Origin of the sequence: Bulleidia sp. zg-1006, assembly GCF_016812035.1 — a bacterium.
In the GTDB taxonomy this organism is placed as follows: domain Bacteria; phylum Bacillota_I; class Bacilli_A; order Erysipelotrichales; family Erysipelotrichaceae; genus Bulleidia.
Genome location: NZ_CP069178.1, coordinates 1,160,232 through 1,181,319, shown reverse-complemented (window position 1 = coordinate 1,181,319; position 21,088 = coordinate 1,160,232). Strand labels below are relative to the sequence as shown.

Below are 21,088 nucleotides of genomic sequence, written 5' to 3'. Positions count from 1 at the left end.
AATTTTAAATATTTGTCCCATAAATATAGAAATTTGTCCCGATTTGTGATATAATAATGAAAAAATAGGAGGTATGGAAATATGAAAAAACAAAATGTTTTGAATTTAATAAAATACCATGTGGAAAGGAATGAAAATTCCTTTAGGAATGAGGCGATAGCAATCGCAAGATATTTTGATAGCATAGGAGATTATCAGTTATCCGAATATATTATGGGGTTAATATCTGAATCAAATTTATATTCACCACAAAGTAGTGATTTTGAAAGTGAGTTTTTAAAACAAGTAGAAATAAGAAATTTAGAGGCTTTAAATTTACCACTTGAAATAACAGAAGATATAAAAGGTATTATTAACGCTGTAAACCATAATGTTGGTATTAATAAATTTTTATTTGAAGGATTACCGGGAAGTGGGAAAACAGAAGCAACCAAAAATGTTGCAAGATTATTGGATAGATCTCTTTTTAGGGTGGATTTTGAAAACTTGATAGATAGCAAGTTGGGACAGACTAATAAAAACATAATAAAGGTATTTAGAGAAATAAATATGCTTCCAAATGCAAATAAGGTTGTGGTTTTATTTGATGAAATTGATGTTATTGCTTTGGATAGAATTAATTCTAATGATATTAGAGAGATGGGAAGAGTAACATCTACAATTTTAAGAGAATTAGATAGATTGACAGACCTTAATAAAGAGATTGTACTTATTGCAACAACTAATCTATATTCAAATTTTGATAAAGCCTTAATTAGGAGATTTGATGCTGTTATTAATTTCAATAGGTATAGTGATGAGGATTTAATAGAAGTTGCTGAATATTATTTTTCTTCATTTATCAAGAATTTTAAAGGAATATCCAAGGACACAAGATTATTTAAAAAAATATTGAAGATAGCAAAGAAAATACCTTATCCTGGAGAATTAAAAAACATTATAAAAACATCACTTGCATTTAGTGATGTTGGTTCTGAGTATGATTATTTGAAAAGATTGTACAATAGTTTGATAGGAAACTTGGATCAAAAGGACGTAAGCCAACTTCATGAAGAAGGCTTTACTGTAAGAGAAATAGAAAAATTAAAAGGAGAGTCTAAAAGTGCTGTATCAAGAAAGTTAAAGAAGGAGGAAGTAGGCAGTGAATAATGTCTTGGAATTAAGAGGTAAGCGCTTTGTGCAAGCCAGTAAAAATGGTATGCGTGGAGGTATAGCCATGAATGGAAAAAATGATGTTAGCACACAGCATTTGTTAAGGTTAAAATCTCAGTTAAGCCAAATTAAAGAATTTTGGGATAAAGAAACAAAGCCGTTTGAAGGAATTTTAATTAGTGTTTATTATAATAAAATTGTTGCGAAAAGTAATCGAATTGCAGGACTTTTTAAAGGGACGACTTCTAATGATGCAATTGTTGGAGCAAAATTTAATTTAGATAAGAGTAAGCATATAATAACGTATTTTCTTGATGAGGATGATTTAACTAAAAGCATAGAGTTAATTGTAAATACTTCAAATATATTATCTCAAAAATTTGAAGGAAATATCAGCAAGAGCAAATTTGAAGACAAAAGTATTGTTAATTCAGAAGTTTTTAAAAACCTTTCTGTAAGTATGTCCATATTTAAACAGGTGATTGCAGATGTATCGTATATCGATTCTTTTGAGATAGAGTCACCTACGATAGATGTAAAACAGAGTATTATAACTTTGTATGATGTAAGAAAAGATACAAAATTATTATTTGAAAGATTAGGGATAGATATTTTAAGTAGCAGAATTTTAGATAATCAAACTGTTTACTTAGATGAAAAGCAGGTAGAACTACTTTTCGAAAAAGCTCCTTATCTTGTTTCAATGGCAACCGTTGATTTGTCAAGTTTATCACCTGATGATTTTATCAATGAGTATCAAACAAAAATGGTAACTATACCATCCCCAACTATTGAACCGACAATTGGGGTGATAGATACCTTATTTGATGAAAGTGTTTATTTTAGTGATTGGGTTGAATATCATGATATGGTCTCAGAAGATATACCAAAAAATCCAAAAGATTATAATCATGGTACAGCAGTATCTTCCATTATTGTTGATGGAGCAAGATTAAATCCTTGGCTGGATGATGGCTGTGGAAGGTTTAAGGTTAGGCATTTTGGAGTAGCGGTAGGTGCTGAATTTTCTTCATTTTCAATAATAAAGAAAATAAAGAGTATTGTAGTAAATAATTCAGATATAAAAGTCTGGAATATTTCACTTGGTAGTAATCAGGAAATTAATGACAACTTTATTTCTGCTGAAGCTGCAACATTAGATAAAATTCAGTTTGAAAACAATGTAATATTTGTTGTGGCAGGAACAAATAAACCAAGTGCAGATATAGTAAAAATAGGATCTCCGGCAGATTCTGTTAATAGTATAGTTGTAAATTCGGTTAGTAAGAATGGTCTGTCTACTAAATATGCTCGTAAAGGATTAGTATTATCTTTCTTTGCAAAGCCTGATGTGAGCTATTATGGTGGCAGTGAAGAAGAGTACATTAGGGTTTGTGAACCTTTAGGGGCTGCAAGTGTTGCTGGTACTTCTTATGCTGCACCTTGGATTGCGAGAAAATTATCTTATTTAATTGATGTGTTAGGACTTAATAGAGAAGTTGCAAAAGCCATGATTATTGATGCTGCAAGAGGTTGGGATGAAAAACCGACTCCTGAGGAAGTTGCTTTATATGGGCATGGAGTTGTACCAATTCATATAAACGATATTATTCAGACAAAAGATGATGAAATAAAATTTGTGGTATCAGATATTAGTGAAAAATGGAATACTTATAACTACGATTTTCCAGTTCCTCTAAAGGATAATAAGTATCCATATATTGCGAAGGCTACGATGTGTTATTTCCCATTGTGTGATAGATTGCAAGGTGTTGACTATACAAATACAGAATTGAATTTGCATTTTGGTCGAATAGGAGATGATAAAAAAATCAAGGATATTAAGGGTGATAAACAGAATACAGAAGACACATTAGATGGAGAAAAAAATTATCTTTTGGAAGTTGAAGCCAGAAAACAGTTTAGAAAATGGGATAACGTAAAGTATATCGCAGAGAGTGCTACAAAAAGAATGATACCAAAAGATTCTTATAGAAATAAGAACTGGGGTATGGAAGTAAAGACAAATAACCGATTAGCTCCCCAAGATGGCGTAGGAGTTAGGTTTGGTGTTGTTGTAACACTCAAAGAAATGAATGGGGTTAATAGAATTGATGAATTTATCAGAAGTTGTACATTAAATGGTTGGCTAGTAAATGTAATTGATGTTGTTAATAGAGTGGATATTCACCAAAAAGTGAATGAAGAGATTGAGTTTGAATAGATGTTAAATGACGGTATCAAAGGAGGGTTAGGTAGTAAATGATATTCACAGAAGAACAATTAAGAAAATATGCAAAACCTTTGAGTGAAACAGAGGAAAATCAATGTAAAAATGCTATAAGAATGGTAGTTGATGCATTAAAAACTATCGGATTTAATGAAAGGACTTCCATTCAAAAAATGTATAGTGAGACACCTTCATTTGAAGTGATGATGAAGAGTAATGATGATTATGAGGTTAAAATATTTTTACAAGGATCTTATGCAAACAATACTAATGTTAGACAGCATAGCGATGTTGTACCGACCCCCAAAAGTTAGACCAAAATCTAACGATTAGGAGGTCGGTATTTTTATGGCAAAACATAGTTTTGAATTCAAGAAGAAAGTTTTAACTCTTCCATCGTAAAATTAAAAAGTGATTTTTCAATCACTTAATCGGTTTCTTTCCAAAGAACATCTGGATAGGAACCATTTTTCTTTAATTCAGCAATATTTCTGACAACCATTGGCTTATCTTCTTGATAAGTTATACCAAACCATTTGTCGCTTGTATCTAAGATTTCTACTTGAATTTGCTTATCTTGAACCAATTGACCAATCGCTGTTGGAATAACATACTCAGCTTTTTCAGGATTTTCAATGCGTGCTTTGGCAACGAACTCTTTCCATAATGGCATGAGTTTTGCGTAAATGGAAGGATGAAAAGCCCAGAAATTCATTGATACCAAACAGTTATTATCTAGTGGAATATCTTGACCATCTTTCTTAGCGTGAATTTGCTTATCCTTTAAATAGATTTCTTTGATTTCTATGATTTGTTTTAAATAACCTTGTTCATTGACATCACAAACGCCTCTTGTGACGGAACCATTTTCGGTGACAGTTTCTTTGATGTGATAGCCTACCATAGCGTAGTGATTTTCGCTTACTTTTGTACTTAAGAATTGATAAATGCTTCGATAAGCATCTTTGCCATAATAATCATCCGCATTGATGATAGCGAAAGGACCTTTGACAATATCTTGGCAAGAGAGTAAAGCTTGTACTGTTCCCCACGGTTTACTACGTTCAATCGCTTCCCCCGGTATATCATTAACGTCTTGGAATGCGAATTGGACATCCATTTTTTGCGCCACGCGGTCAGTTAAAGCTTTTTTGAAAAGAGCTTCGTGTTGGTGTTGAATAATCAAGACGACTTGTTCAAAGCCAGCTTCTTTTGCGTCGTAAATAGAAAATTCAATGATTGGTTCACCATGAGATCCAACGCCATCGATTTGTTTCATACCGCCATAGCGACTACCCAATCCTGCAGCTAGTATCACGAGTGTTGGTTTTTGATGATTCATAGTTACCTCCTGTTGTATACTTACATTATCCTTATTATAGCATTTACATGGATAGAAAGAGGAACACTTGTCTATGAAAGAGATTATATTGGCTTCTAAAAGCCCACGCCGAAAAGAATTAATGGAAACTTTAGGCTTACCATTCTCAATTATGGTTTCAAACACAAAAGAGGAGTGGTATTCAAATTTAAAACCAAATGAAAATAGTTTGAATATTGCTAAAGAAAAAGCGGAGGCTATCTTTTTGCAAAAACCAGAAGCGATTATCATTGCGAGCGACACAATTGTGCTTAAAGATAATCTTGTTTTTGGTAAGCCAAAAGATGTAAAGGATGCGAGAAGGATGTTACAAGAATTAAGTAATTCGGTTCATCAAGTGTATACATCCGTTGTTGTTCGTAAAGGAAATCAAGTGCTTAGTGCCATTTCAGTTAGTGATGTCTATTTCTTAGAAATACCAGATGATGAATTGGAGTTATATCTAAAAGGTAGTGAATGGAAAGATAAGGCAGGTGCCTATGCTATTCAAGCTTGGGCTGCTCGTTATATTGATAAGATTGATGGTGATTATTATGCGATTATGGGTTTTCCAGTTTCTAAGGTAAATTCTTTATTGAAACAGATACTCTAGCCTTTACATTTATGTTGTCTTTGTTTAAGATATAAAGGCACGCCGCTTTAGTATAGTGGTAATACGCATCCATGGTAAGGATGAACGGGCAGTTCAATTCTGCCAAGCGGCATTATAGTTTTAAAAAGCCCCATTTTAAGGGCTTTTCTTTATGTTTAGTGCAAAAACGTTAGCAAAACGTTAGCACTTTTTTGGCTAAAATCTATTTAAGACAGCTAAAGTAGCGCTTTGGTTATTGTCAAAAATGTGGGCATACGTTTTCATTGTTTGAGCTGGGGAACTGTGGCCGATACGCTTTGATATTTCCGGTACTGGTACATGATTGGCCCATAGAAGAGAAACATGGCTATGTCTCAAATCATGCAGCCTCATATCTGGAAGCTTTGCCGCTTTTAGATTGGCCTTGAAATGATTCTGTAAAGCACTAAGGCATACAGTTGCTGTATCACCAAATAGCCATTTCCCGTGGCGTTTAAGCAGTGGCTTAATAATCTCGATGGTTTTATCATCCAGAGGGATTCTTCGCACAGAGCCGGCTGTTTTAGTTGTCTTGAGTGAAGATTCATAACGTCGCATGGATTTATATATGTGTACACTTTTAGAAACCGAATCATAGTCCTCTTTGTACAGGGCTCTGGCTTCACCTTTACGGCATCCGGTACGAAACATAAAAATTAGAATTGCCTTGATGATTTCATCTGTTTCAAAGGCAATCATCTTGTTAAAATCTTCCGGAGTGATGATGTGCATCTCGTGGGAATCGTCCAACGTCTTTTTAAAAGGCTTCAGCACTTTTGCAGAATCATAGAAATCATAGGTATTATACGCAAATACGAAAATCTGCTTTACAAAGCCGATAAGATCGTTCTTTGTTGTGGTAGCTATTCGATCGTCTACTTCTAAATCGCTTCTCCAGGACTGCAATACAGCCTTGGTTACACGATTCATTGGTTGGTTGATAATTGTATCAGCGTACTTAAGAAGGCGGTTTCTGCGTGTATCTGTAGTTGTTTTATTGGCGTTATTAGACTGACTCATCAATTCAAACATTTGTAACATTGTTGTACGTGAAGAAATAGACGATTCATGCTCATGAGAAACGCCATACGCCTGTGCTTCTGATTTTGTGGAAAATCCTTTTTTAATTTTATATGCCAGACGGCCATCCGGTTTTCTTATGTAGTATCTTGCTTCCCATGAAACTTTCTTAGACGTTGATGATTTGCGTGCAGTTGCCATCCTAATCACTTCCTTTCTGCATGGTTTGTGCTAAAATCGGGTACAGTAAAAGCACTTGGTTGTGGGTTTACTGCTTATCCGGCTGTTGGTAGCAGTCGGATTTTTTATCTTGATAACTCTTTATTGATTTATTTCTTTGTGTATCCCTATCAATACCATTTCTCCGCTATATCTTCCGGGTTCATATGCCAGATGACTTTTCCGATAATAATTAATTGCTGTTCTTGAGTAATAAGGATGGGCATATGGCTTTTATCAGAGCTATCCGGCATGAGCATTATTTGATTTCCACTTGAATATAAACGTTTAACGGTTGCTGTGCCGTCCATGAAGGCGATAATGATTGTTCCGTCGGAATATCGCATAGCGTTGTTGTGCGTGTCTTCTATGACCACAATAGAGCCATCCGGGATAACATTGTTCATGGATGTACCATTTACCTTAAAAGCATGTAAACGTTTTTTACGCCCTTGAAAGATGATAGGAACATAAACTACGCTATCCGGTTCAGCTTCCAGAAGCTCCTCAAAGCTACCGGCAGAAAGCCCCGAATAATAGTGGAGAGGGAAGTAATCATCAAAAACAATATTAGACATTGGTATTTCGGTTAGGGTGTCACGAACTTCAACTAAATCTGATTTAGTTATTCCAAAATAATTAGCCATTAATTCAATCTTATCAATTCTAGGGTATGAATTTCCTTTAACCCAATCGGTAAAGGTGGTGTATTTAACTCCCAGAGCGTTGCACATATCCATTCGGCTTTTATTAAATTTTTTCATGTAATATTTAATGTTATCAGCCATTGTTTCTTTGTTTCCCAAATTATTATTCATAATATGATTAACCTCCTAGTATAAGGATATGTTTTCACCGTAAAAAAAACAATATTTTTTTAAAAAATCACGATAAAACCGTTGACATTACGGTTAAACCGTAATACTATAGACATTGTAAGGAGGTAAGAGATGAAAAAAAGCAATAAAAAAAGAAATCGTCAGAAACACCTTGAAAAGACCCTAACGATTTCCATAGCCATAATCAACTTGCTAATAGCGCTACTAAGCCTAGTGGTTAAGTTGATTGAATTACTAGAGAGCTAACCCTCTCTAGTAAGGCTATTATAATTGCTTTATTCATAGAAGTAAAGAAAGGAGGAGAATATGGAAGTGTTAAATATTGCGTTATCCGTAATAAATGTTGCTTTAAGTGCTACGTTATTAGTGATTGTTGTTAAACATTATGATACAAAGTAAGCCTATATTGAGGGCGTAGAAAGGAGGTGAGAAAGTTGAATAAAATACCATTAAAATATGCAAGAGAATTAAGAGGACTAACTCAAGTAGAAGCAGCAAAATTGATTGGAATATCTGTAGATACTTTAAGTAATTATGAGCGTGGAAAAAGCTATCCGGATATACCTATTTTAAGAAAAATTGAAGATGTATATGGTATTCCATATAGCAACCTAATTTTTTTGCCAGAAGATTACGATTTAACCGTAAACACCCTTTAGAAAGGAGGATGTATGAATCAATTAGAAATGGTAGCTTTAGATAAATTGATTACAGATGTAACAGCTTTGAGAATTGAAATTGCTGAATTGAGAGACGAAATTAAAAAGCTTCATCATGACGATGACGATAAAGCTAAAAAAGAAATACTAAATCGTTATTATCCACGACGATAATTATTGGCTGCAATGTTTGAAAGACCTACGAAATTTATGTAAGCAACTAATGCCATAATATACTCTTTCATCTCAGGGATACCTTCGGAAAGTTTAATTATCGTATGTGTTTGGTCGTTACCGATTTCTTTAGTAGCAAAATAAAGTGCGCGCATACGTTCATCTTCAATACGATTGATGGTTGCTCCTAAACTCTCATTCCAAATTTGTTCTTTATTATCAGGATTTAAAAGTGAGCAATAGGACTTAACAAGATACTCAATAGCCTTACGATAGCCTGCACCACATATGGCTTTTAATCCAAGTGATTCGGCTTCTAAAGATTGGTTATAAACTTCAATAAATTCCTTTGAAATAGCATTTATGCGCTCATTAAACTTTTCGCCCTCAAAACCGTTTGGAATGGAAAGTGCATATTCTGAACTGTATTCTCCGTAATAACAATTACCAAGCTTATATTTACTCATAAAAATATTTCCACATGAGCACGAAAAGAGAACGGAAAAATATTGGTCGCTTGAATCATCTAAATGACCATATACAAAATTTGGTCTAACACGGGTATGACATACTGGGCACATTTCCGGATACGTAATTTCAACGTTTTTTTCATCATCGTTATAACCATAAATATAATGGTTGTTTTTAAACATTTTAGCCACCTCACTATTTAGCCAAATTATATCAAAGAAAGGATAAACCATGAAACTACCAAAACATTTATATATTTGCGGAATCAAGTTTGAAATTGTTGAAAAACCGGTCATCTGCAAAGGAGAGGCAGGTATAACGAGAGGAATTGTTGATTTTCAAAACGATACTATCGAAATTGATTCCGATTTGAATGATGATAGGAAAATTCAAGTGCTCATACATGAATGTTTACATGCAATTTTGGACTTATCAGGGAATAAAGATATTACCGAAGATGAAAGAGCAGTACAAAGCATTGCAACTGCCATGTACTGCACTTTGAAAGAAAACAATTTACTTAGTTTTCTTTGAGGATTTTTGCGCTAAAGCGCTACCAGCAACAGATTTTGATTTTGCACTTGTTCTTCCGTCACGAAGAATACTAGATGCCTTTGAAGCAACTTTAGCAGAAGTAGTTTTACTATTTTTAGCCATTATTATTCACCTCCTTTCCGCTCCGCCATCAGTATATAGCGGAAAAAGGAGAACACAGAAAGGATAGAACATGAAACAATCACTTAAAAACATCTATGAATTTTTAATAGTAACACTCACCATCACTTTTCCAATTTGGGGATTTATTTGGTGGGCACTAACTGAATAGAAAGGAGAAATATGCATACAAACAAGGAAAAATTATCAATTTTAGCAAAACCACATTTAACGGTTCGTGATGTACAAATTTTAGAAGCTTGCGGACAGCAAAAAGCCATGGAAATGATTGCTGCATTTCGTGAATGGTTTGAAGCAAAGTACAAACAACCGCTGTATCGTCGCCAAGTTCCCACGGGAGATTTTGTTTCCTGGGCAAGAATTGATGAAAAAAGAATCAAAGAATATGCGGGACTTGGTTATTAAAAAAAGCGCAGTCCAGAAAGACCAAAGCGCTTAAGTGACTATCTTAAAAAGTCACTCTTATTTTAACAGAAAAAGGAGAAAATAAAAATGATTAAAATACAAAAAGAAACCAAAGGTTTCAAATTCGAAATAGCAGGTAAACCTATAAACTTAGCTTTTGAGACACTAGCTATGCTATTAGCCCTGTGCACAGAGCCAGAACTAAAAGTCGCTTTAAATATGATTATAGTAAATCCAAAAAAACTTTGTCGAAAAGAAATGTTACCTAGTGTTGAAAAATTGATGCCTATCATTAAGGCTATTGCACTTTGTGAAATCGATCCGGAAAAGAGCGATATTAAACATGAGTGAATTTGTTAGCTACTATGTGGATTTTATCAGAAGATTTAAAAAGTCTTTTTAATACCAACAATATTGTCGACATTTACATAACACCATCGGGTGATGCTATTAAAGTGGCTCTTTCTGGACATATGGATCTAACACTTGGAGAGTATGGTTGTAGGGAAGAAACAGGTTTTGTTTTTAGCCAAATATTAGCTGCGTTAACGGATGGTTGTAAATTGCATCGTATGCCGCCAAAAGAACAAGTATCACGGCGCTTTACAACAGAAGAGAGACAACGTTCTTCTAACGGTAAGAAGACCGTTAGAAGAGGTGGCAGCTGATGAAGGAGTTTAACAATAGAAAGATTGCTGACACGATAAGGAGCAGGAACAATTAACACTTTTTTAGAAAGGGTAGAACATGAAATCAATTAAATTTAGTGACAAAGCATTCAAACTAGGCATTTGTATTTTCTAAGGCAGTAAAAAAAGTGCTACATCCATCCAAGAAACTAGCACTTAAACACAAGTGATGTGTTTAAAACATCACCTAAATTTTATCACAAATGTTTTATCACAAATAACAGTTCTTTATGAAGAAGTGGTATGTGCAAAATTTGCACATACCACCGACAAATATAAGTAGCAAGTGTATAAAAAACTCCTAAAAAATATCTAAAAAGGTATCACTGCGTTTCCGGCAAGAAGTAACAGCGATACCACAATCACACCGCAAGGGTGCATAGAGATTATACACTATGCTCCTTGTGTTTTCAAAGAACGAAAAAAGAAAGGAGCTTTTTATATGGAGCTAACAAAAGAACAATTTGAAGAACTTAAAAAACAAATCAAAGCAGAACTCATACAAGAGATGGGGAAGTCGGAGAAAGAGCAGATAAACCCCGTTAGGAAGGCACTGAAAGCCGTTCAATATGAGTATGAGAAGAAAGTACAAGAATTAGCCGGAAGCTATCAGTGGACGAATATACAGCGTGTAGCGTGTTTGATGAATGGCTATTCCCAACAACGATGGGTTCAAAATTCGGATGCGGAAAAGGTAGCGAATACTGCTAAGGAATTATGCGAATCAATTATTAAAGGATTTCAAATTAGAGAGGAGATTAAAACATGGAACAATTAGTAAAAATTCAAAAAGATAACATTTACGGCTATGTCGTATCAAGCCGAGTGATTGCGGAGGAACTCGGCAAACAGCATAAGCATGTTTTGGAAAGCTTAGACAACTTAAAAAGTAGTAGTACAGCCGACATTTCGGCTCTACTAATTTCAGGTGAATATATCGCTAGTAACGGGAAAAAGAACAGAGAATATCTCCTTACTAAAGACGGATTCACCCTCTACATGTTCAATATTCAAGGATACAACGATTTCAAGATAGCGTATATCAACAAATTCAATGAATTAGAAAAGCAAGTCAAAGAGTTGCAACCACTTATTCCGCAAGATTATCCAAGTGCCTTAAGAGCCTTAGCTGAAAGTGTGGAACATCAACAAGCGTTAGCGATTGAGTTAAGAGAAAAGAGCGACTTAATAGATACTCTGCAACCAAAAGCGAGCTATTACGATTTAGTGCTTCAATGTAAGGACTTGCTGACAACCACGATGATTGCTAAGGATTATGGCTTTAGTGCTCACAAGTTAAACAGTCTTTTAGTTGAAGATAATATCCAATACAAACAAAGTAATAGATATTTCTTATATGCCAAGTATGCAGGCAAGGGATATGCGGGAAGTAAGACTTATCCAATCACAAAGGGTGGAGAGCCGGCAACGGCTTCAAGTTTAGCATGGACACAAAAAGGAAGATTGTTTATCTACGATTGGTTAAAAAACAAGGGTATTTTACCTTGTATTGAAAGGAATTGAGAGCGGTTTTATGAAGAACAAAAAATACCAATTAACAACAGACATAAAGACATTTAATGGAATCAAATTGCATAGAATCAAAGCTTTAATTGATTTTGGAAATGTAAAGGCTGGAGAATACGGCGGCTATATTCAAGACGAAAGAGATTTAAGCCAAATCGGTAAGGCTTGGGTCAAAGATAATGCTCGGGTTAAAGATAACGCTTTTATTGAAAATGACGTAGTGGTTAGTGGAGACGCAACGGTCTGTGGAAATGCTGTGGTCTATGGAAACGCATGGGTCGAAGGCAACGCAAGGGTTAATGGAAATGCTGTGGTTAATGGAAACGCATGTATTGGAGGTGACGCAAAGGTCTATGGAAACGCAAAGGTCTATGGAAACGCATGGGTCGAAGGCAACGCATGGGTTTGTGGAAATGCTGTGGTTAGTGAAAACGCAAGGGTCGAAGGCAACGCATGGGTTTGTGGAAATGCTGTGGTTAGTGAAAACGCAAGGGTTGAAGGTAACGCTGGGGTTAATGGAAATGCTGTGGTTATTGATAACGCAAGGGTTGAAGGTAACGCAAGGGTTAATGGAAATGCTGTGGTTAATGGAAACGCATGTATTAGAGGTGGCACAAAGGTCTATGGAAACGCATGTATTGGAGGTGACGCTTTGGTTAGTAGTGAGGCAGATTATGTATATGTTAAAGGCTTCGGTTCGAAATACAGACATACAAGCTTTTTTAGACAAAAAGACGGGTCTATAGGCGTTGTGTGCGGATGCTTCTGTGGAACTTTAGAAGAATTTAGAAAAAAAGTAAGAGAAACTCATAAAAATACTAAATTCGCAGAAGAATACTTAATGTTAGCGAATTTAATAGAATTTCATTTCAACAAGGAGAACAAATGAAACATTTAACAACGAAGCTTGAGGGTATGAGTGCCAAGCAGTTTATCAATCAGCCATTAGAGTTTTTTGAACAGCTATATCAAGAAGCTTTAGAGGGTATTGATTTAACGATTAAAGAGTCAAAACAGAAGACAAAAGGAAGAGGCAGAAGATGCAAACGAAGTTGATAAAGGACATTAGCTTGCAAGAGAGGAGTATTGGTGGATGTATGTTGAAAAAATAAAAGAATTAGAGAAGAAAATAATGGCTCTTGAAGAAGAAAATTTCAAGCTTAAAAAGAAACAAGAAAAGTTAGAAGAAATGAATTTCAAGAGCTTTCAGACTATTTTAAAGCTTGAGCATACCATTCGTAATTACGAAAGCATAACAGAAATGTCTAGTTTGTTAGAAATATTTTAAAAAGGAGGAATAAGTAATATGGCAGAGAGAAAATATTTTTGGATAAAACTTAAAAAAGATTTCATGACAAGTGACGCAGTTGATTTCTTGATGTCCCAAAAAAATGGGTCTGAATATGTGGTTCTTTATCAAATGCTATGCCTGATGACGGTTAAATCAAACGGAAAATTAGAAAGGCAGCTCAATGAAATAATTATTCCGTATGATATCGAAAAAATTCAAAGAGATACTAAATACTTCAACATCGATACAGTTAGAACCGCATTAAATTTATATGTTAGTTTAGGACTTATTTATAAAGATGAAAATGGCTGTTTGAGCATTGCAAATTTCAAAAATTTGGTTGGAAGTGAAACGGGGGCGGCTGAACGTATGCGAAAAATGCGTAACAATGTTACGCCGATGTTACAAAATTGTGACGAACTACGTTACACAGATATAGATAAAGATATAGATAAAGATATAGATATAGATAATAAAAAAGAAATAAATAAAGAAAAAAGAAAAAATTTCCAAAAACCAACCCTCCAAGAATTAATTGACTTTTGCAATTCTGAAAACCTTGAAAATGTTGATTGTGAGAAATTCATAAACTACTACGATTCAAACGGTTGGCTAGTTGGTAAAAATCCTATGAAAGATTGGAAAGCTACTGCTAGAAATTGGAATCGAAAACAATTTCCGCAGTCAACATACAAAACACGTAGAGTTCAATTAGAAGCCAAACATTTAAACGATAATCAAACCCTAGATTTTAATGTGGAGGATTTACCATTCTGATGTTAAGTGAAAAAGCAATTTATTATTTCAAAAAAAGAAATCCGCAATTTGATGTTAAAAGTATTCTGCAAGATTTTACGGACGAAGAAATTCGACATGTGATGCTAACAAAACATCTACGTTCATTTGAAGAATTAACAAATTATCTTTTCAACCAAACAAGTGATAGAGAAATAAAAGCACACTTGAGAGGATATGAGAGTTATTCAGAAAAAAGGCAAAGTGGGATTGAACTAGGAAAAATATTTTCAAAAGGTGGTTGTAGCAAAGATTCAATAGTTAAGTGGTGGTGTTCGAAATTTGACTCAGATAATCCCTTAACGGATGAAGAATTAGAAAAAATTATGAAAGTAAAGAAAGAATAAAAAAATATGAGACAACAGAAAATAGAGTTATTTAACGATAGCTTTCAAAATTACAAACGGTATCAAATACCAAAAGCTCAGTTGGTGATAGCCGATATACCGTACAATTTATCAGAAAAAGCCTATGCTAGTAATCCACAATGGTATGTAGACGGTGATAATTCAAAAGGAGAAAGTAAACTAGCTAAAAGCTCATTCTTTGACACGGAGGGATATTTTAGAATTCCGGAGTATATGCACTTTTGCTCAAAAATGTTAATTAAAGAGCCGAAAGAAAAAGGGAAATCACCAGCCATGATTGTGTTTTGTGCATTCGAGCAAATCCAAGAAGTTATAGAACAGGGGAAAAAGTATGGGTTTAATAATTCATATCCTTTATTTTTCATTAAAGACTATAGTAGTCAAGTTTTAAAAGCGAACATGAAAATTGTTGGTGCCACAGAATATGCAGTGGTTCTATACCGGGATAAATTACCAAAATTCAATAATGATGGAAAGATGGTGTTTAACTGGTTCAAATACCCACGAGATAATAAAACGCCACATATTCATCCAACGCAAAAACCACTTCCTCTGCTTAGAAGATTGATTGAAATATTTACAGATGAGGGGGATGTAGTGATCGATCCATGTGCTGGTAGTGGTTCAACGCTAAGAGCTTGTGCAGAAATTAATCGTTCATGCTATGGTTTTGAAATCAAAAAAGATTTTTACAAACAAGCAAAAGAAAAAATGCTTAAGAATATTCAAACAAGTTTGTTACTTTAAAAAAATAAAAAAGTGGCTATTTGGAAACAGAGAGTATTAGGGGGTATTAGAAGTGGCTAGATATTATTCAAGATTCCATCCGCATAAATCAACTTATGAGCGGAAGACAGATTCAAAAAATGGGCGTGAAGTGGTTAAGCCGATTGATCGTGATGACTTTGCAGAGATGATTCGACTATGCCTTGTCCACAGAGACGCGTATAGGAAGCGTTCTACAGGCTATTTCCGATGGTACAGGAACTATATCATCCTTATACTAGGAGTCAACACAGGGTGCCGAATAAACACGCTTCTTGAACAAATTCCAAGAGACTATGCCGGTGGTAAAGTTACGGTCACGGAACACAAAACGGGAAAACGGCAACAATACATACTCTCTCCGGAAGTTTATACCATTTTGGAAGAGTATATTGAAGAATTTGGGTTCACTAAATATGAGTTTTTATTTCCGAAAGATTTAAAAACAAAAGATTCAATCGGTAGAGTTACGGCATGGCGTTGGATTAAGAAATTAGCCAAAGAAGCAGGCATCAAATATGAGGTGGGTTGCCACTCGCTTAGAAAAAGCTATGGGCGTTGGATTTGGGATGAAACACATGATCTTCTGTTAGTTCAAAGATTGTTACAACATTCTTCGGCAGAAGAAACTCAAAGATATATTTGTTTGGAAGAAAATGATGTGGAAAAATTCAGAGGAAAAATCAACCATTTAGCGAGGTATTAAAAAGCCTTAATGCAACATGCAAATTTATGTTGCATATGAGAAAACGGAAACAATCAAAAATGCTAGTTATTTACTAGTAATTTGTTTAAAAAATGAAAATTAAAATTATGCAACATAAGTATTGTTCTGTTGCGTTCAAGAAATTGCGGGCAAGCAGTAGATTGGAGTAGGGATGAATAACTATTACGATGACCGTGACGTTATCCAACAAGTTGATAGAGAACTTAGAAGCTATTATTTTTATCTTCATGAGATAGAAATAATTCAAGAAAAGATATGCGAGATTGACGCCAAGTTAACTTCGGTTGACAGTCCACCAATCAGAAATTTAGAGGAAGCCAAGTATCAACGGGGAACAAGGATTTATAGCGATATCAATCTGCTTGAGTTATTTGAGGAACAAGACGAGTTGATTAGGAAAAAGCAAGATTTAACTTACTTGACTAGTCGCATTCAAAAAAGATTAAATCGATTATCTGATGAGGAGCTGAAGTTGATTGAGCAAAGGTATAAGTACAAAAAGACTTTAAGGGAGATGGTTGAAATGTATTATGTAACCAAAAGCACAATGGCAAGACGGATAAATGAGGTGTTGTTGAAATTAAAATGAATAAATATTAAATTAAATTTGCAACACAAAAACACAAAATATGATATATTATGGGTGAATTTTAAGAAAAGAAAGCAAGAGATAATCAATATTGGATGTTTCTTGCTTTATGTATATGTGGAATAAATATATGGAGGCTTGCTATGAAAATAGAATTTTCAGCAAAAGATGCTAAAATCCATCCAAATTCAGATATTCTTTTAGTGGCTCAATGGTTTGTTGAAAAAGCTGAAATGAGCCATAAAAAAATCCAAAAACTTTGTTTTTATGCTGAAGTTTGGAGTTTACTTGAACTTGGAAAAGATATTGTTCCGGAAATTCGTTTTGAGGCGTGGGTGCACGGTCCTGTTTGTCCAAAACTATACGATGAGCTAAAAAAATTTGGTTGGCGAGATATTATGATTGCAGAAGAGTTCAAAAGCCTTGTCAAAAAAGATTTAGATAAAAATTTGAGTGGTGACCAAAAAAGAATTCTTCAGTTTGTTTGGGACGCTTATGGAGATTTAACGGCCGATGAACTTGAATCTTTGACCCATAAAGAAGATCCTTGGAAAAATGCAAGAAAAGGATTGCGTATGTTTGATTCATCTCAAAACGAGATTACTTCTGATGCAATTATTAAATACTATTCTGAAAAATATGCCGAATTCATTTAAATTTAAAAATAAGTTAAAAGAAGAGATATCAAATTTTAAAGAGCAAAAAGATAGATTTGTTAAGACTATTGAAGATCAACCAATGGTTGATTTGAGATTTCTACATCAATCAAATAAATGTATTAAATATGCGTTAGATGAAATTAGAAGTGATAGTAGAACAGATAGGGATAAATTCATTGATTGCTTTCAAAAATTTATATTTGACTTTTCAACTCAGACATCAATCAGTGATGCACTGAGGATGTATTCATCTCATAATAATGGAAGTAATCTTGATTATAAAAAATACAAATATTTAATAAATGTTCTTCCTGAATCTGTTCAATCAATTGCGAAGGATGAATTGATACATTTACACTTAAAACCAAACGGAAATGGTGAGCATATTCTTATTGGTTTCTGTTTAGAAGATATATTTTTTATTTTAGCTGTAGATCCAAAGCATAGATTGATTTAATTTTGGGACATGTCCCACGAAAATTGATGTTATAATGGGCATAGGGCAAGAACCACGTGCAGAAATGTTCGTGGTTTTTCTTATACAGATTTGAGACTACCAGCGTATGTATGCCTATTTAATTCTTTTTTTAAAATTCATTGTTTGTCATGAGCAAGGCTGGTAGTTTCTAATTTGTGTAAGAGAGCCTAGGAAGGAGATAGTGTGGGACAAAAAAAGTATGCAAGAAATCGTCCCGATAAGGATGGAACATTTAGAGCTGCCTTTGATAAGAACAAAAAGACGATTTACGCAACACAAACAATCTGTGCGATATGTGGTAAGCCTGTAGATTTCTCATTAAAGTTTCCTGACCCGATGAGTCCGACGGTAGACCACATCATACCTATATCAAAGGGCGGACACCCATCGGATTTACAAAATCTACAACTGGCCCACTTATCATGTAACAGAAGAAAGGCAGACAAAGTGATAAACAAGAAATATATACCAGATAAAAGTATAGATAATCGAGTATTACCTCAATCAATAGATTGGAAGTCATATAAAACATAAGGGGGAGGTAGACCCCTACCCCCATGTGTTTCGCAACATACGCCCGTTACTGCGAATATTTCTCGCTGAAACATCAATTTTTTTACAAGTGACTAGTAAAATAGCCATTTTTTTAATGGAAGGAGACCAAATGGAAGATTACAAAGGGATTGAATATTTACGCCGTAAACTAGAAGCTAAAAGAAGTAGAGTAGAGACCAGATACCGTTATTACGAAATGAAGGATTCACATCAGCCTAGAAATTTAATGGTTCCAGTCGCACTACAAAATAAATTTAAGTTTACGCTTGGTTGGTGTACTAAGGCAGTCGATTCAATGGCTGATAGATTGCGTTTTCGAGGTTTCAAAGATGATAACTTTAATATGCAACAAATCTTTGAAATGAATAATAGCGATGTTCTTTATGACTCCGCTATTTTAGGTGCGCTTATTACTTCGTGTAATTTTATTTATATCTCCGAAGATGATACGGGCTTTCCGAGATTGCAGGTTATCGACGGCGGAAATGCCACAGGTATTATAGATCCGATTACTGGTATGTTAACCGAAGGATATGCGGTATTAAAAAGAGACGATAAAGGCAATGCCTTGATTGAGGCTTGGTTTATACCAGGTAAAATGGTCATTTATCAAAATGGATTAGATCCATATTCAGTAGACAATACGGCTCCATATCCGTTGCTTGTTCCTATCGTGAATCGTCCTGATGCAAAACGCCCGTTTGGCCATTCTCGGATTAGTCGCGCATGTATGAGTCATCAGAATAATGCAAAGGATGCGTTAATGAATATGGCAATTTGTTCTGAAGTGAATTCATTCCCACAAAAATATTTACTTGGGATGGAACCTGATGCTGAGCCGATTAATGCAACAGGTAGAGCAGCGATATCAGACTTCTTGCAAATCAATAAAGGGGAAGACGGTAGCATTCCTACACTTGGTCAATTCTCGCAAGCACAATTGGCGCCGTACGTAGAAGAAATAAAGGAATATGCTTCTCTTTTCACAGTTGAAACAGGATTGACATTAGATGATCTCGGTATTTCATCGTCCAATCCTACAAGCTACGAAGCAATTAGAGCTTCTCATGAGAATTTAAAATCCATAGCAGAAAAAGCACAACGTTCATTTGGCGCGGGATTTTTAAATACCGGATATTTGGCTGCGTGTGTGCGTGATAAGTATCCATATAAGCGGAATCAAATGCATCAAACAAAGCCGTTATGGGAACCAATCTATGCCCCTGATGCCTCTGGTATCGCTGCATTAGGTGACGCCGCACTAAAAGTTAATCAAGCAGTTCCCGGATATATCGGTAATGATAGTATGAGAGATATTCTCGGCATTGACGGAGATAACTTCTAATGGGCGATATTGCTCAGAAAGCAAAGTCAGTATATTTGCGATTGATTGAGAACGATACTGAACTTATACATCTTAGAAAATTGATTGAGAGTGGCAAAGCAAGTTATGAAGCGGCTCAAAAGTATAGTGAACGCGCGGGGCAGTTGGCAAAAAAAGCAATCTCACAAGTCAGCAAAGGCGATTTAACCGTTACTCAGGCGGTTTTAAATCCTATTTTGGAAGCAAACTATCAAGATGTCATGACTGTAGCGTCGCAGGCACAAAATGTCATATACGAAGCCGCAAAGGTCAATTTAAAACCTGCTACAGTTTCATATGACAACACATGTGTAGATAGTATTTCTTCAAAGTTTGATAACTATGATAATGTGGATGATGCCCTCAATGTTGCAGAAAATCTTTTTATTTCTGCTTCTCAAAACTATGTTGACGAAATAGGTAGAAGAAGTGCTAAATTCATGGATGAATCCGGCATTAACGTTTTGGTTTCTCGTGAATATGACGACGTAGGCATTCATACAACCGATAAAGGCGGTAGCGAAGTATGCCAGTGGTGTCTTGACCGTTGTGGTGTTGATATTCCATACGATGAAGCATATGACATGGGAATGTTTGAAAGACATCCGGGGTGCGGTTGTGTGATTACATACCGTACTAAAAGAGGTGTGGTCATTCAGGGGAAAGGTGATTGGGAAACAAATAAATGGAGTCGAAATGAATCTGCTGATAGGATTTCGATGGCAGAAGCAATGAAATATAAAGCGGAGTATAAGGAAAAGGTCAGTCGAGAATTAAGAAAAATCGTAGGTGCAAGGGTAAATGATACTGAAATCAAAAAAATAAGTAGACACTTTTACGACCAAGCATATAATCGAAAAATGAATCCATTTGATATTACAGATGCAATCAAACATAGTTTAAAAATTGGTGATATTAAAGTTAATAAAAATGGCAAATCATCATTTCAAATTATTGGTAAAAATGCTACAGTATATTTAAATCCAGATAATGGTACAATAACTACCGTTCATAAGACACATACGAAACTTGTAGAAAAATTAATGAAGAGGAAAGATTATGAAAGTAAAACTTGAACAATCTGAAAAACAGTTACTCTATGATATTGGGATTTCAATTGAAAATAGGGAATATGAGGATGATGAACTTTTACAAATTGCTGATGAAGTCTATTTGGAAGAATCGTGTAATGTCGAAAAGAATGAAAAACTGGCAAATTTATATGCGAAGTTAGGCGATAAACTTCAAGGCATGATTTCTGGAGTTTGAATAGGACTATAAAACATCGTAAATTCTACGATGTTTTTATTTATATTAAATTACAACAGTGTAATTATTAAACGAAGCGATCTATTATTTCTATTCTTTGCCGAAACAATAAATAACATAAAATGATGGCCCCTCCTCCAACCGGAGCAGGACCCATCATTACCCTTAGTATAATTGA

31 protein-coding genes and 1 tRNA gene are annotated in these 21,088 nt (G+C 34.8%); 27 read left to right on the top strand and 5 right to left on the bottom strand.

Annotated features, from left to right (window positions below):
- Positions 1–81 precede the first annotated feature (81 nt).
- Genes JOS54_RS06025 through JOS54_RS06015 form a run of 3 tightly spaced genes read left to right on the top strand, consistent with a single transcriptional unit; the run spans position 82 to position 3,696 of the window.
- The gene (locus JOS54_RS06025; protein WP_203244713.1) at positions 82–1,149 is read left to right on the top strand and encodes an ATP-binding protein; all 1,068 of its coding nucleotides are present in this window, start codon (positions 82–84) and stop codon (positions 1,147–1,149) included.
- Positions 1,142–3,376 (top strand): S8 family peptidase, encoded by a 2,235-nt coding sequence (locus JOS54_RS06020; protein ID WP_203244712.1) that lies wholly within the window; start codon positions 1,142–1,144, stop codon positions 3,374–3,376. Before JOS54_RS06025 ends, JOS54_RS06020 begins: the two co-directional genes overlap by 8 nt.
- A gap of 38 nt (positions 3,377–3,414) precedes the next feature.
- Positions 3,415–3,696 carry a hypothetical protein gene (locus JOS54_RS06015; protein WP_203244711.1) on the top strand — a complete coding sequence of 94 codons (282 nt, stop codon included), beginning with the start codon at positions 3,415–3,417 and terminating at the stop codon, positions 3,694–3,696.
- Positions 3,697–3,809: 113 nt separating this feature from the next.
- On the opposite strand, the gene JOS54_RS06010 is transcribed toward JOS54_RS06015, so the two are convergent.
- The gene (locus tag JOS54_RS06010) at positions 3,810–4,724 is read right to left on the bottom strand and encodes a sugar phosphate nucleotidyltransferase (RefSeq protein ID WP_203244710.1); all 915 of its coding nucleotides are present in this window, start codon (positions 4,722–4,724) and stop codon (positions 3,810–3,812) included.
- A 73-nt stretch (positions 4,725–4,797) separates the two neighbouring features.
- Here JOS54_RS06010 and JOS54_RS06005 point away from each other — a divergent pair, with 73 nt between their 5' ends.
- Entirely contained in the window at positions 4,798–5,355 is a 558-nt protein-coding gene (locus JOS54_RS06005) for a nucleoside triphosphate pyrophosphatase (protein WP_203244709.1), read from the top strand.
- A gap of 41 nt (positions 5,356–5,396) precedes the next feature.
- Positions 5,397–5,467, top strand: a tRNA-Thr gene (locus JOS54_RS06000).
- 83 nt (positions 5,468–5,550) lie between these two features.
- On the opposite strand, the gene JOS54_RS05995 is transcribed toward JOS54_RS06000, so the two are convergent.
- Together JOS54_RS05995 and JOS54_RS05990 are read right to left on the bottom strand one after the other, a co-directional pair.
- The gene (locus tag JOS54_RS05995; RefSeq protein ID WP_203244708.1) at positions 5,551–6,594 is read right to left on the bottom strand and encodes a site-specific integrase; all 1,044 of its coding nucleotides are present in this window, start codon (positions 6,592–6,594) and stop codon (positions 5,551–5,553) included.
- Between the two features lie 149 nt (positions 6,595–6,743).
- Positions 6,744–7,430 carry a LexA family transcriptional regulator gene (locus JOS54_RS05990; protein WP_203244707.1) on the bottom strand — a complete coding sequence of 229 codons (687 nt, stop codon included), beginning with the start codon at positions 7,428–7,430 and terminating at the stop codon, positions 6,744–6,746.
- A gap of 455 nt (positions 7,431–7,885) precedes the next feature.
- Here JOS54_RS05990 and JOS54_RS05985 point away from each other — a divergent pair, with 455 nt between their 5' ends.
- Together JOS54_RS05985 and JOS54_RS05980 are read left to right on the top strand one after the other, a co-directional pair.
- Positions 7,886–8,110, top strand: coding sequence for a helix-turn-helix domain-containing protein (locus JOS54_RS05985; RefSeq protein WP_238928334.1), 225 nt, complete (start codon positions 7,886–7,888; stop codon positions 8,108–8,110).
- 12 nt (positions 8,111–8,122) lie between these two features.
- Positions 8,123–8,284 carry a hypothetical protein gene (locus JOS54_RS05980; RefSeq protein ID WP_203244705.1) on the top strand — a complete coding sequence of 54 codons (162 nt, stop codon included), beginning with the start codon at positions 8,123–8,125 and terminating at the stop codon, positions 8,282–8,284.
- On the opposite strand, the gene JOS54_RS05975 is transcribed toward JOS54_RS05980, so the two are convergent.
- On the bottom strand, positions 8,269–8,937 hold the full coding sequence (locus JOS54_RS05975) for a hypothetical protein (RefSeq protein WP_203244704.1): 669 nt from the start codon (positions 8,935–8,937) through the stop codon (positions 8,269–8,271). The genes JOS54_RS05980 and JOS54_RS05975 overlap by 16 nt on opposite strands.
- Positions 8,938–8,986: 49 nt before the next feature.
- Between JOS54_RS05975 and JOS54_RS05970 the strand changes: the two genes are divergently transcribed.
- Positions 8,987–9,289 carry a hypothetical protein gene (locus JOS54_RS05970; RefSeq protein ID WP_203244703.1) on the top strand — a complete coding sequence of 101 codons (303 nt, stop codon included), beginning with the start codon at positions 8,987–8,989 and terminating at the stop codon, positions 9,287–9,289.
- Here JOS54_RS05970 and JOS54_RS05965 read toward each other — a convergent pair.
- Positions 9,272–9,412: a hypothetical protein gene (locus tag JOS54_RS05965; protein ID WP_203244702.1), complete on the bottom strand. Its 141-nt coding sequence runs from the start codon at positions 9,410–9,412 to the stop codon at positions 9,272–9,274. The genes JOS54_RS05970 and JOS54_RS05965 overlap by 18 nt on opposite strands.
- Positions 9,413–9,592: 180 nt before the next feature.
- On the opposite strand from JOS54_RS05965, the gene JOS54_RS05960 reads away from it, so the two are divergent.
- From JOS54_RS05960 to JOS54_RS05870, 19 genes are all read left to right on the top strand, one after another.
- Positions 9,593–9,835, top strand: a complete 243-nt coding sequence (locus JOS54_RS05960; RefSeq protein WP_203244701.1) for a hypothetical protein — start codon at positions 9,593–9,595, stop codon at positions 9,833–9,835.
- A gap of 87 nt (positions 9,836–9,922) precedes the next feature.
- The gene (locus JOS54_RS05955; RefSeq protein ID WP_203244700.1) at positions 9,923–10,186 is read left to right on the top strand and encodes a hypothetical protein; all 264 of its coding nucleotides are present in this window, start codon (positions 9,923–9,925) and stop codon (positions 10,184–10,186) included.
- A gap of 14 nt (positions 10,187–10,200) precedes the next feature.
- Positions 10,201–10,503 (top strand): hypothetical protein, encoded by a 303-nt coding sequence (locus JOS54_RS05950; protein WP_203244699.1) that lies wholly within the window; start codon positions 10,201–10,203, stop codon positions 10,501–10,503.
- A gap of 463 nt (positions 10,504–10,966) precedes the next feature.
- On the top strand, positions 10,967–11,302 hold the full coding sequence (locus JOS54_RS05945; RefSeq protein ID WP_203244698.1) for a hypothetical protein: 336 nt from the start codon (positions 10,967–10,969) through the stop codon (positions 11,300–11,302).
- Positions 11,290–12,048, top strand: a complete 759-nt coding sequence (locus JOS54_RS05940) for a Rha family transcriptional regulator (protein WP_203244697.1) — start codon at positions 11,290–11,292, stop codon at positions 12,046–12,048. The genes JOS54_RS05945 and JOS54_RS05940 overlap by 13 nt, the downstream gene beginning before the upstream one ends.
- Before the next feature lie 10 nt (positions 12,049–12,058).
- On the top strand, positions 12,059–12,940 hold the full coding sequence (locus JOS54_RS05935) for a polymer-forming cytoskeletal protein (RefSeq protein WP_203244696.1): 882 nt from the start codon (positions 12,059–12,061) through the stop codon (positions 12,938–12,940).
- Positions 12,937–13,107: a hypothetical protein gene (locus JOS54_RS05930; protein WP_203244695.1), complete on the top strand. Its 171-nt coding sequence runs from the start codon at positions 12,937–12,939 to the stop codon at positions 13,105–13,107. Before JOS54_RS05935 ends, JOS54_RS05930 begins: the two co-directional genes overlap by 4 nt.
- Before the next feature lie 37 nt (positions 13,108–13,144).
- Positions 13,145–13,339 (top strand): hypothetical protein, encoded by a 195-nt coding sequence (locus tag JOS54_RS05925; RefSeq protein ID WP_203244694.1) that lies wholly within the window; start codon positions 13,145–13,147, stop codon positions 13,337–13,339.
- A gap of 18 nt (positions 13,340–13,357) precedes the next feature.
- Positions 13,358–14,119: a phage replisome organizer N-terminal domain-containing protein gene (locus tag JOS54_RS05920; RefSeq protein ID WP_203244693.1), complete on the top strand. Its 762-nt coding sequence runs from the start codon at positions 13,358–13,360 to the stop codon at positions 14,117–14,119.
- Positions 14,119–14,484 carry a hypothetical protein gene (locus tag JOS54_RS05915; protein ID WP_203244692.1) on the top strand — a complete coding sequence of 122 codons (366 nt, stop codon included), beginning with the start codon at positions 14,119–14,121 and terminating at the stop codon, positions 14,482–14,484. Before JOS54_RS05920 ends, JOS54_RS05915 begins: the two co-directional genes overlap by 1 nt.
- 6 nt (positions 14,485–14,490) lie before the next feature.
- Complete coding sequence (locus JOS54_RS05910) at positions 14,491–15,252, top strand: site-specific DNA-methyltransferase (RefSeq protein ID WP_203244691.1); 762 nt, start codon at positions 14,491–14,493, stop codon at positions 15,250–15,252.
- 52 nt (positions 15,253–15,304) lie between these two features.
- Positions 15,305–15,976, top strand: a complete 672-nt coding sequence (locus JOS54_RS05905; RefSeq protein ID WP_203244690.1) for a tyrosine-type recombinase/integrase — start codon at positions 15,305–15,307, stop codon at positions 15,974–15,976.
- 172 nt (positions 15,977–16,148) lie between these two features.
- Positions 16,149–16,586 (top strand): hypothetical protein, encoded by a 438-nt coding sequence (locus JOS54_RS05900; RefSeq protein ID WP_203244689.1) that lies wholly within the window; start codon positions 16,149–16,151, stop codon positions 16,584–16,586.
- Between the two features lie 143 nt (positions 16,587–16,729).
- Positions 16,730–17,242, top strand: a complete 513-nt coding sequence (locus JOS54_RS05895) for a Panacea domain-containing protein (protein ID WP_203244688.1) — start codon at positions 16,730–16,732, stop codon at positions 17,240–17,242.
- Entirely contained in the window at positions 17,226–17,702 is a 477-nt protein-coding gene (locus tag JOS54_RS05890) for a hypothetical protein (protein ID WP_203244687.1), read from the top strand. The genes JOS54_RS05895 and JOS54_RS05890 overlap by 17 nt, the downstream gene beginning before the upstream one ends.
- Before the next feature lie 204 nt (positions 17,703–17,906).
- Positions 17,907–18,257 carry an HNH endonuclease gene (locus tag JOS54_RS05885; RefSeq protein WP_203244686.1) on the top strand — a complete coding sequence of 117 codons (351 nt, stop codon included), beginning with the start codon at positions 17,907–17,909 and terminating at the stop codon, positions 18,255–18,257.
- 130 nt (positions 18,258–18,387) lie between these two features.
- On the top strand, positions 18,388–19,623 hold the full coding sequence (locus JOS54_RS05880; RefSeq protein WP_203244685.1) for a phage portal protein: 1,236 nt from the start codon (positions 18,388–18,390) through the stop codon (positions 19,621–19,623).
- A complete protein-coding gene (locus JOS54_RS05875; RefSeq protein ID WP_203244684.1) occupies positions 19,623–20,717 on the top strand; it encodes a hypothetical protein in 1,095 nt (364 codons plus the stop codon). Before JOS54_RS05880 ends, JOS54_RS05875 begins: the two co-directional genes overlap by 1 nt.
- Positions 20,701–20,910 (top strand): hypothetical protein, encoded by a 210-nt coding sequence (locus tag JOS54_RS05870; RefSeq protein ID WP_203244683.1) that lies wholly within the window; start codon positions 20,701–20,703, stop codon positions 20,908–20,910. Before JOS54_RS05875 ends, JOS54_RS05870 begins: the two co-directional genes overlap by 17 nt.
- Positions 20,911–21,088 lie beyond the last annotated feature (178 nt).

Coding starts and splice junctions, on each gene's coding strand:
- JOS54_RS05870 (WP_203244683.1), top strand. CDS start 20,701: ATGAAAGTAAAACTTGAACAATCTGAAAAACAGTTACTCTATGATATT.
- JOS54_RS05970 (WP_203244703.1), top strand. CDS start 8,987: ATGAAACTACCAAAACATTTATATATTTGCGGAATCAAGTTTGAAATT.
- JOS54_RS05880 (WP_203244685.1), top strand. CDS start 18,388: ATGGAAGATTACAAAGGGATTGAATATTTACGCCGTAAACTAGAAGCT.
- JOS54_RS05945 (WP_203244698.1), top strand. CDS start 10,967: ATGGAGCTAACAAAAGAACAATTTGAAGAACTTAAAAAACAAATCAAA.
- JOS54_RS05965 (WP_203244702.1), bottom strand. CDS start 9,412: ATGGCTAAAAATAGTAAAACTACTTCTGCTAAAGTTGCTTCAAAGGCA.
- JOS54_RS05935 (WP_203244696.1), top strand. CDS start 12,059: ATGAAGAACAAAAAATACCAATTAACAACAGACATAAAGACATTTAAT.
- JOS54_RS05915 (WP_203244692.1), top strand. CDS start 14,119: ATGTTAAGTGAAAAAGCAATTTATTATTTCAAAAAAAGAAATCCGCAA.
- JOS54_RS06025 (WP_203244713.1), top strand. CDS start 82: ATGAAAAAACAAAATGTTTTGAATTTAATAAAATACCATGTGGAAAGG.
- JOS54_RS05900 (WP_203244689.1), top strand. CDS start 16,149: ATGAATAACTATTACGATGACCGTGACGTTATCCAACAAGTTGATAGA.
- JOS54_RS05910 (WP_203244691.1), top strand. CDS start 14,491: ATGAGACAACAGAAAATAGAGTTATTTAACGATAGCTTTCAAAATTAC.
- JOS54_RS05950 (WP_203244699.1), top strand. CDS start 10,201: ATGTGGATTTTATCAGAAGATTTAAAAAGTCTTTTTAATACCAACAAT.
- JOS54_RS06010 (WP_203244710.1), bottom strand. CDS start 4,724: ATGAATCATCAAAAACCAACACTCGTGATACTAGCTGCAGGATTGGGT.
- JOS54_RS05895 (WP_203244688.1), top strand. CDS start 16,730: ATGAAAATAGAATTTTCAGCAAAAGATGCTAAAATCCATCCAAATTCA.
- JOS54_RS05960 (WP_203244701.1), top strand. CDS start 9,593: ATGCATACAAACAAGGAAAAATTATCAATTTTAGCAAAACCACATTTA.
- JOS54_RS05990 (WP_203244707.1), bottom strand. CDS start 7,430: ATGAATAATAATTTGGGAAACAAAGAAACAATGGCTGATAACATTAAA.
- JOS54_RS05930 (WP_203244695.1), top strand. CDS start 12,937: ATGAAACATTTAACAACGAAGCTTGAGGGTATGAGTGCCAAGCAGTTT.
- JOS54_RS06015 (WP_203244711.1), top strand. CDS start 3,415: ATGATATTCACAGAAGAACAATTAAGAAAATATGCAAAACCTTTGAGT.
- JOS54_RS05920 (WP_203244693.1), top strand. CDS start 13,358: ATGGCAGAGAGAAAATATTTTTGGATAAAACTTAAAAAAGATTTCATG.
- JOS54_RS05995 (WP_203244708.1), bottom strand. CDS start 6,594: ATGGCAACTGCACGCAAATCATCAACGTCTAAGAAAGTTTCATGGGAA.
- JOS54_RS05890 (WP_203244687.1), top strand. CDS start 17,226: ATGCCGAATTCATTTAAATTTAAAAATAAGTTAAAAGAAGAGATATCA.
- JOS54_RS05975 (WP_203244704.1), bottom strand. CDS start 8,937: ATGTTTAAAAACAACCATTATATTTATGGTTATAACGATGATGAAAAA.
- JOS54_RS05980 (WP_203244705.1), top strand. CDS start 8,123: ATGAATCAATTAGAAATGGTAGCTTTAGATAAATTGATTACAGATGTA.
- JOS54_RS05955 (WP_203244700.1), top strand. CDS start 9,923: ATGATTAAAATACAAAAAGAAACCAAAGGTTTCAAATTCGAAATAGCA.
- JOS54_RS05940 (WP_203244697.1), top strand. CDS start 11,290: ATGGAACAATTAGTAAAAATTCAAAAAGATAACATTTACGGCTATGTC.
- JOS54_RS05925 (WP_203244694.1), top strand. CDS start 13,145: ATGTATGTTGAAAAAATAAAAGAATTAGAGAAGAAAATAATGGCTCTT.
- JOS54_RS05875 (WP_203244684.1), top strand. CDS start 19,623: ATGGGCGATATTGCTCAGAAAGCAAAGTCAGTATATTTGCGATTGATT.
- JOS54_RS06005 (WP_203244709.1), top strand. CDS start 4,798: ATGAAAGAGATTATATTGGCTTCTAAAAGCCCACGCCGAAAAGAATTA.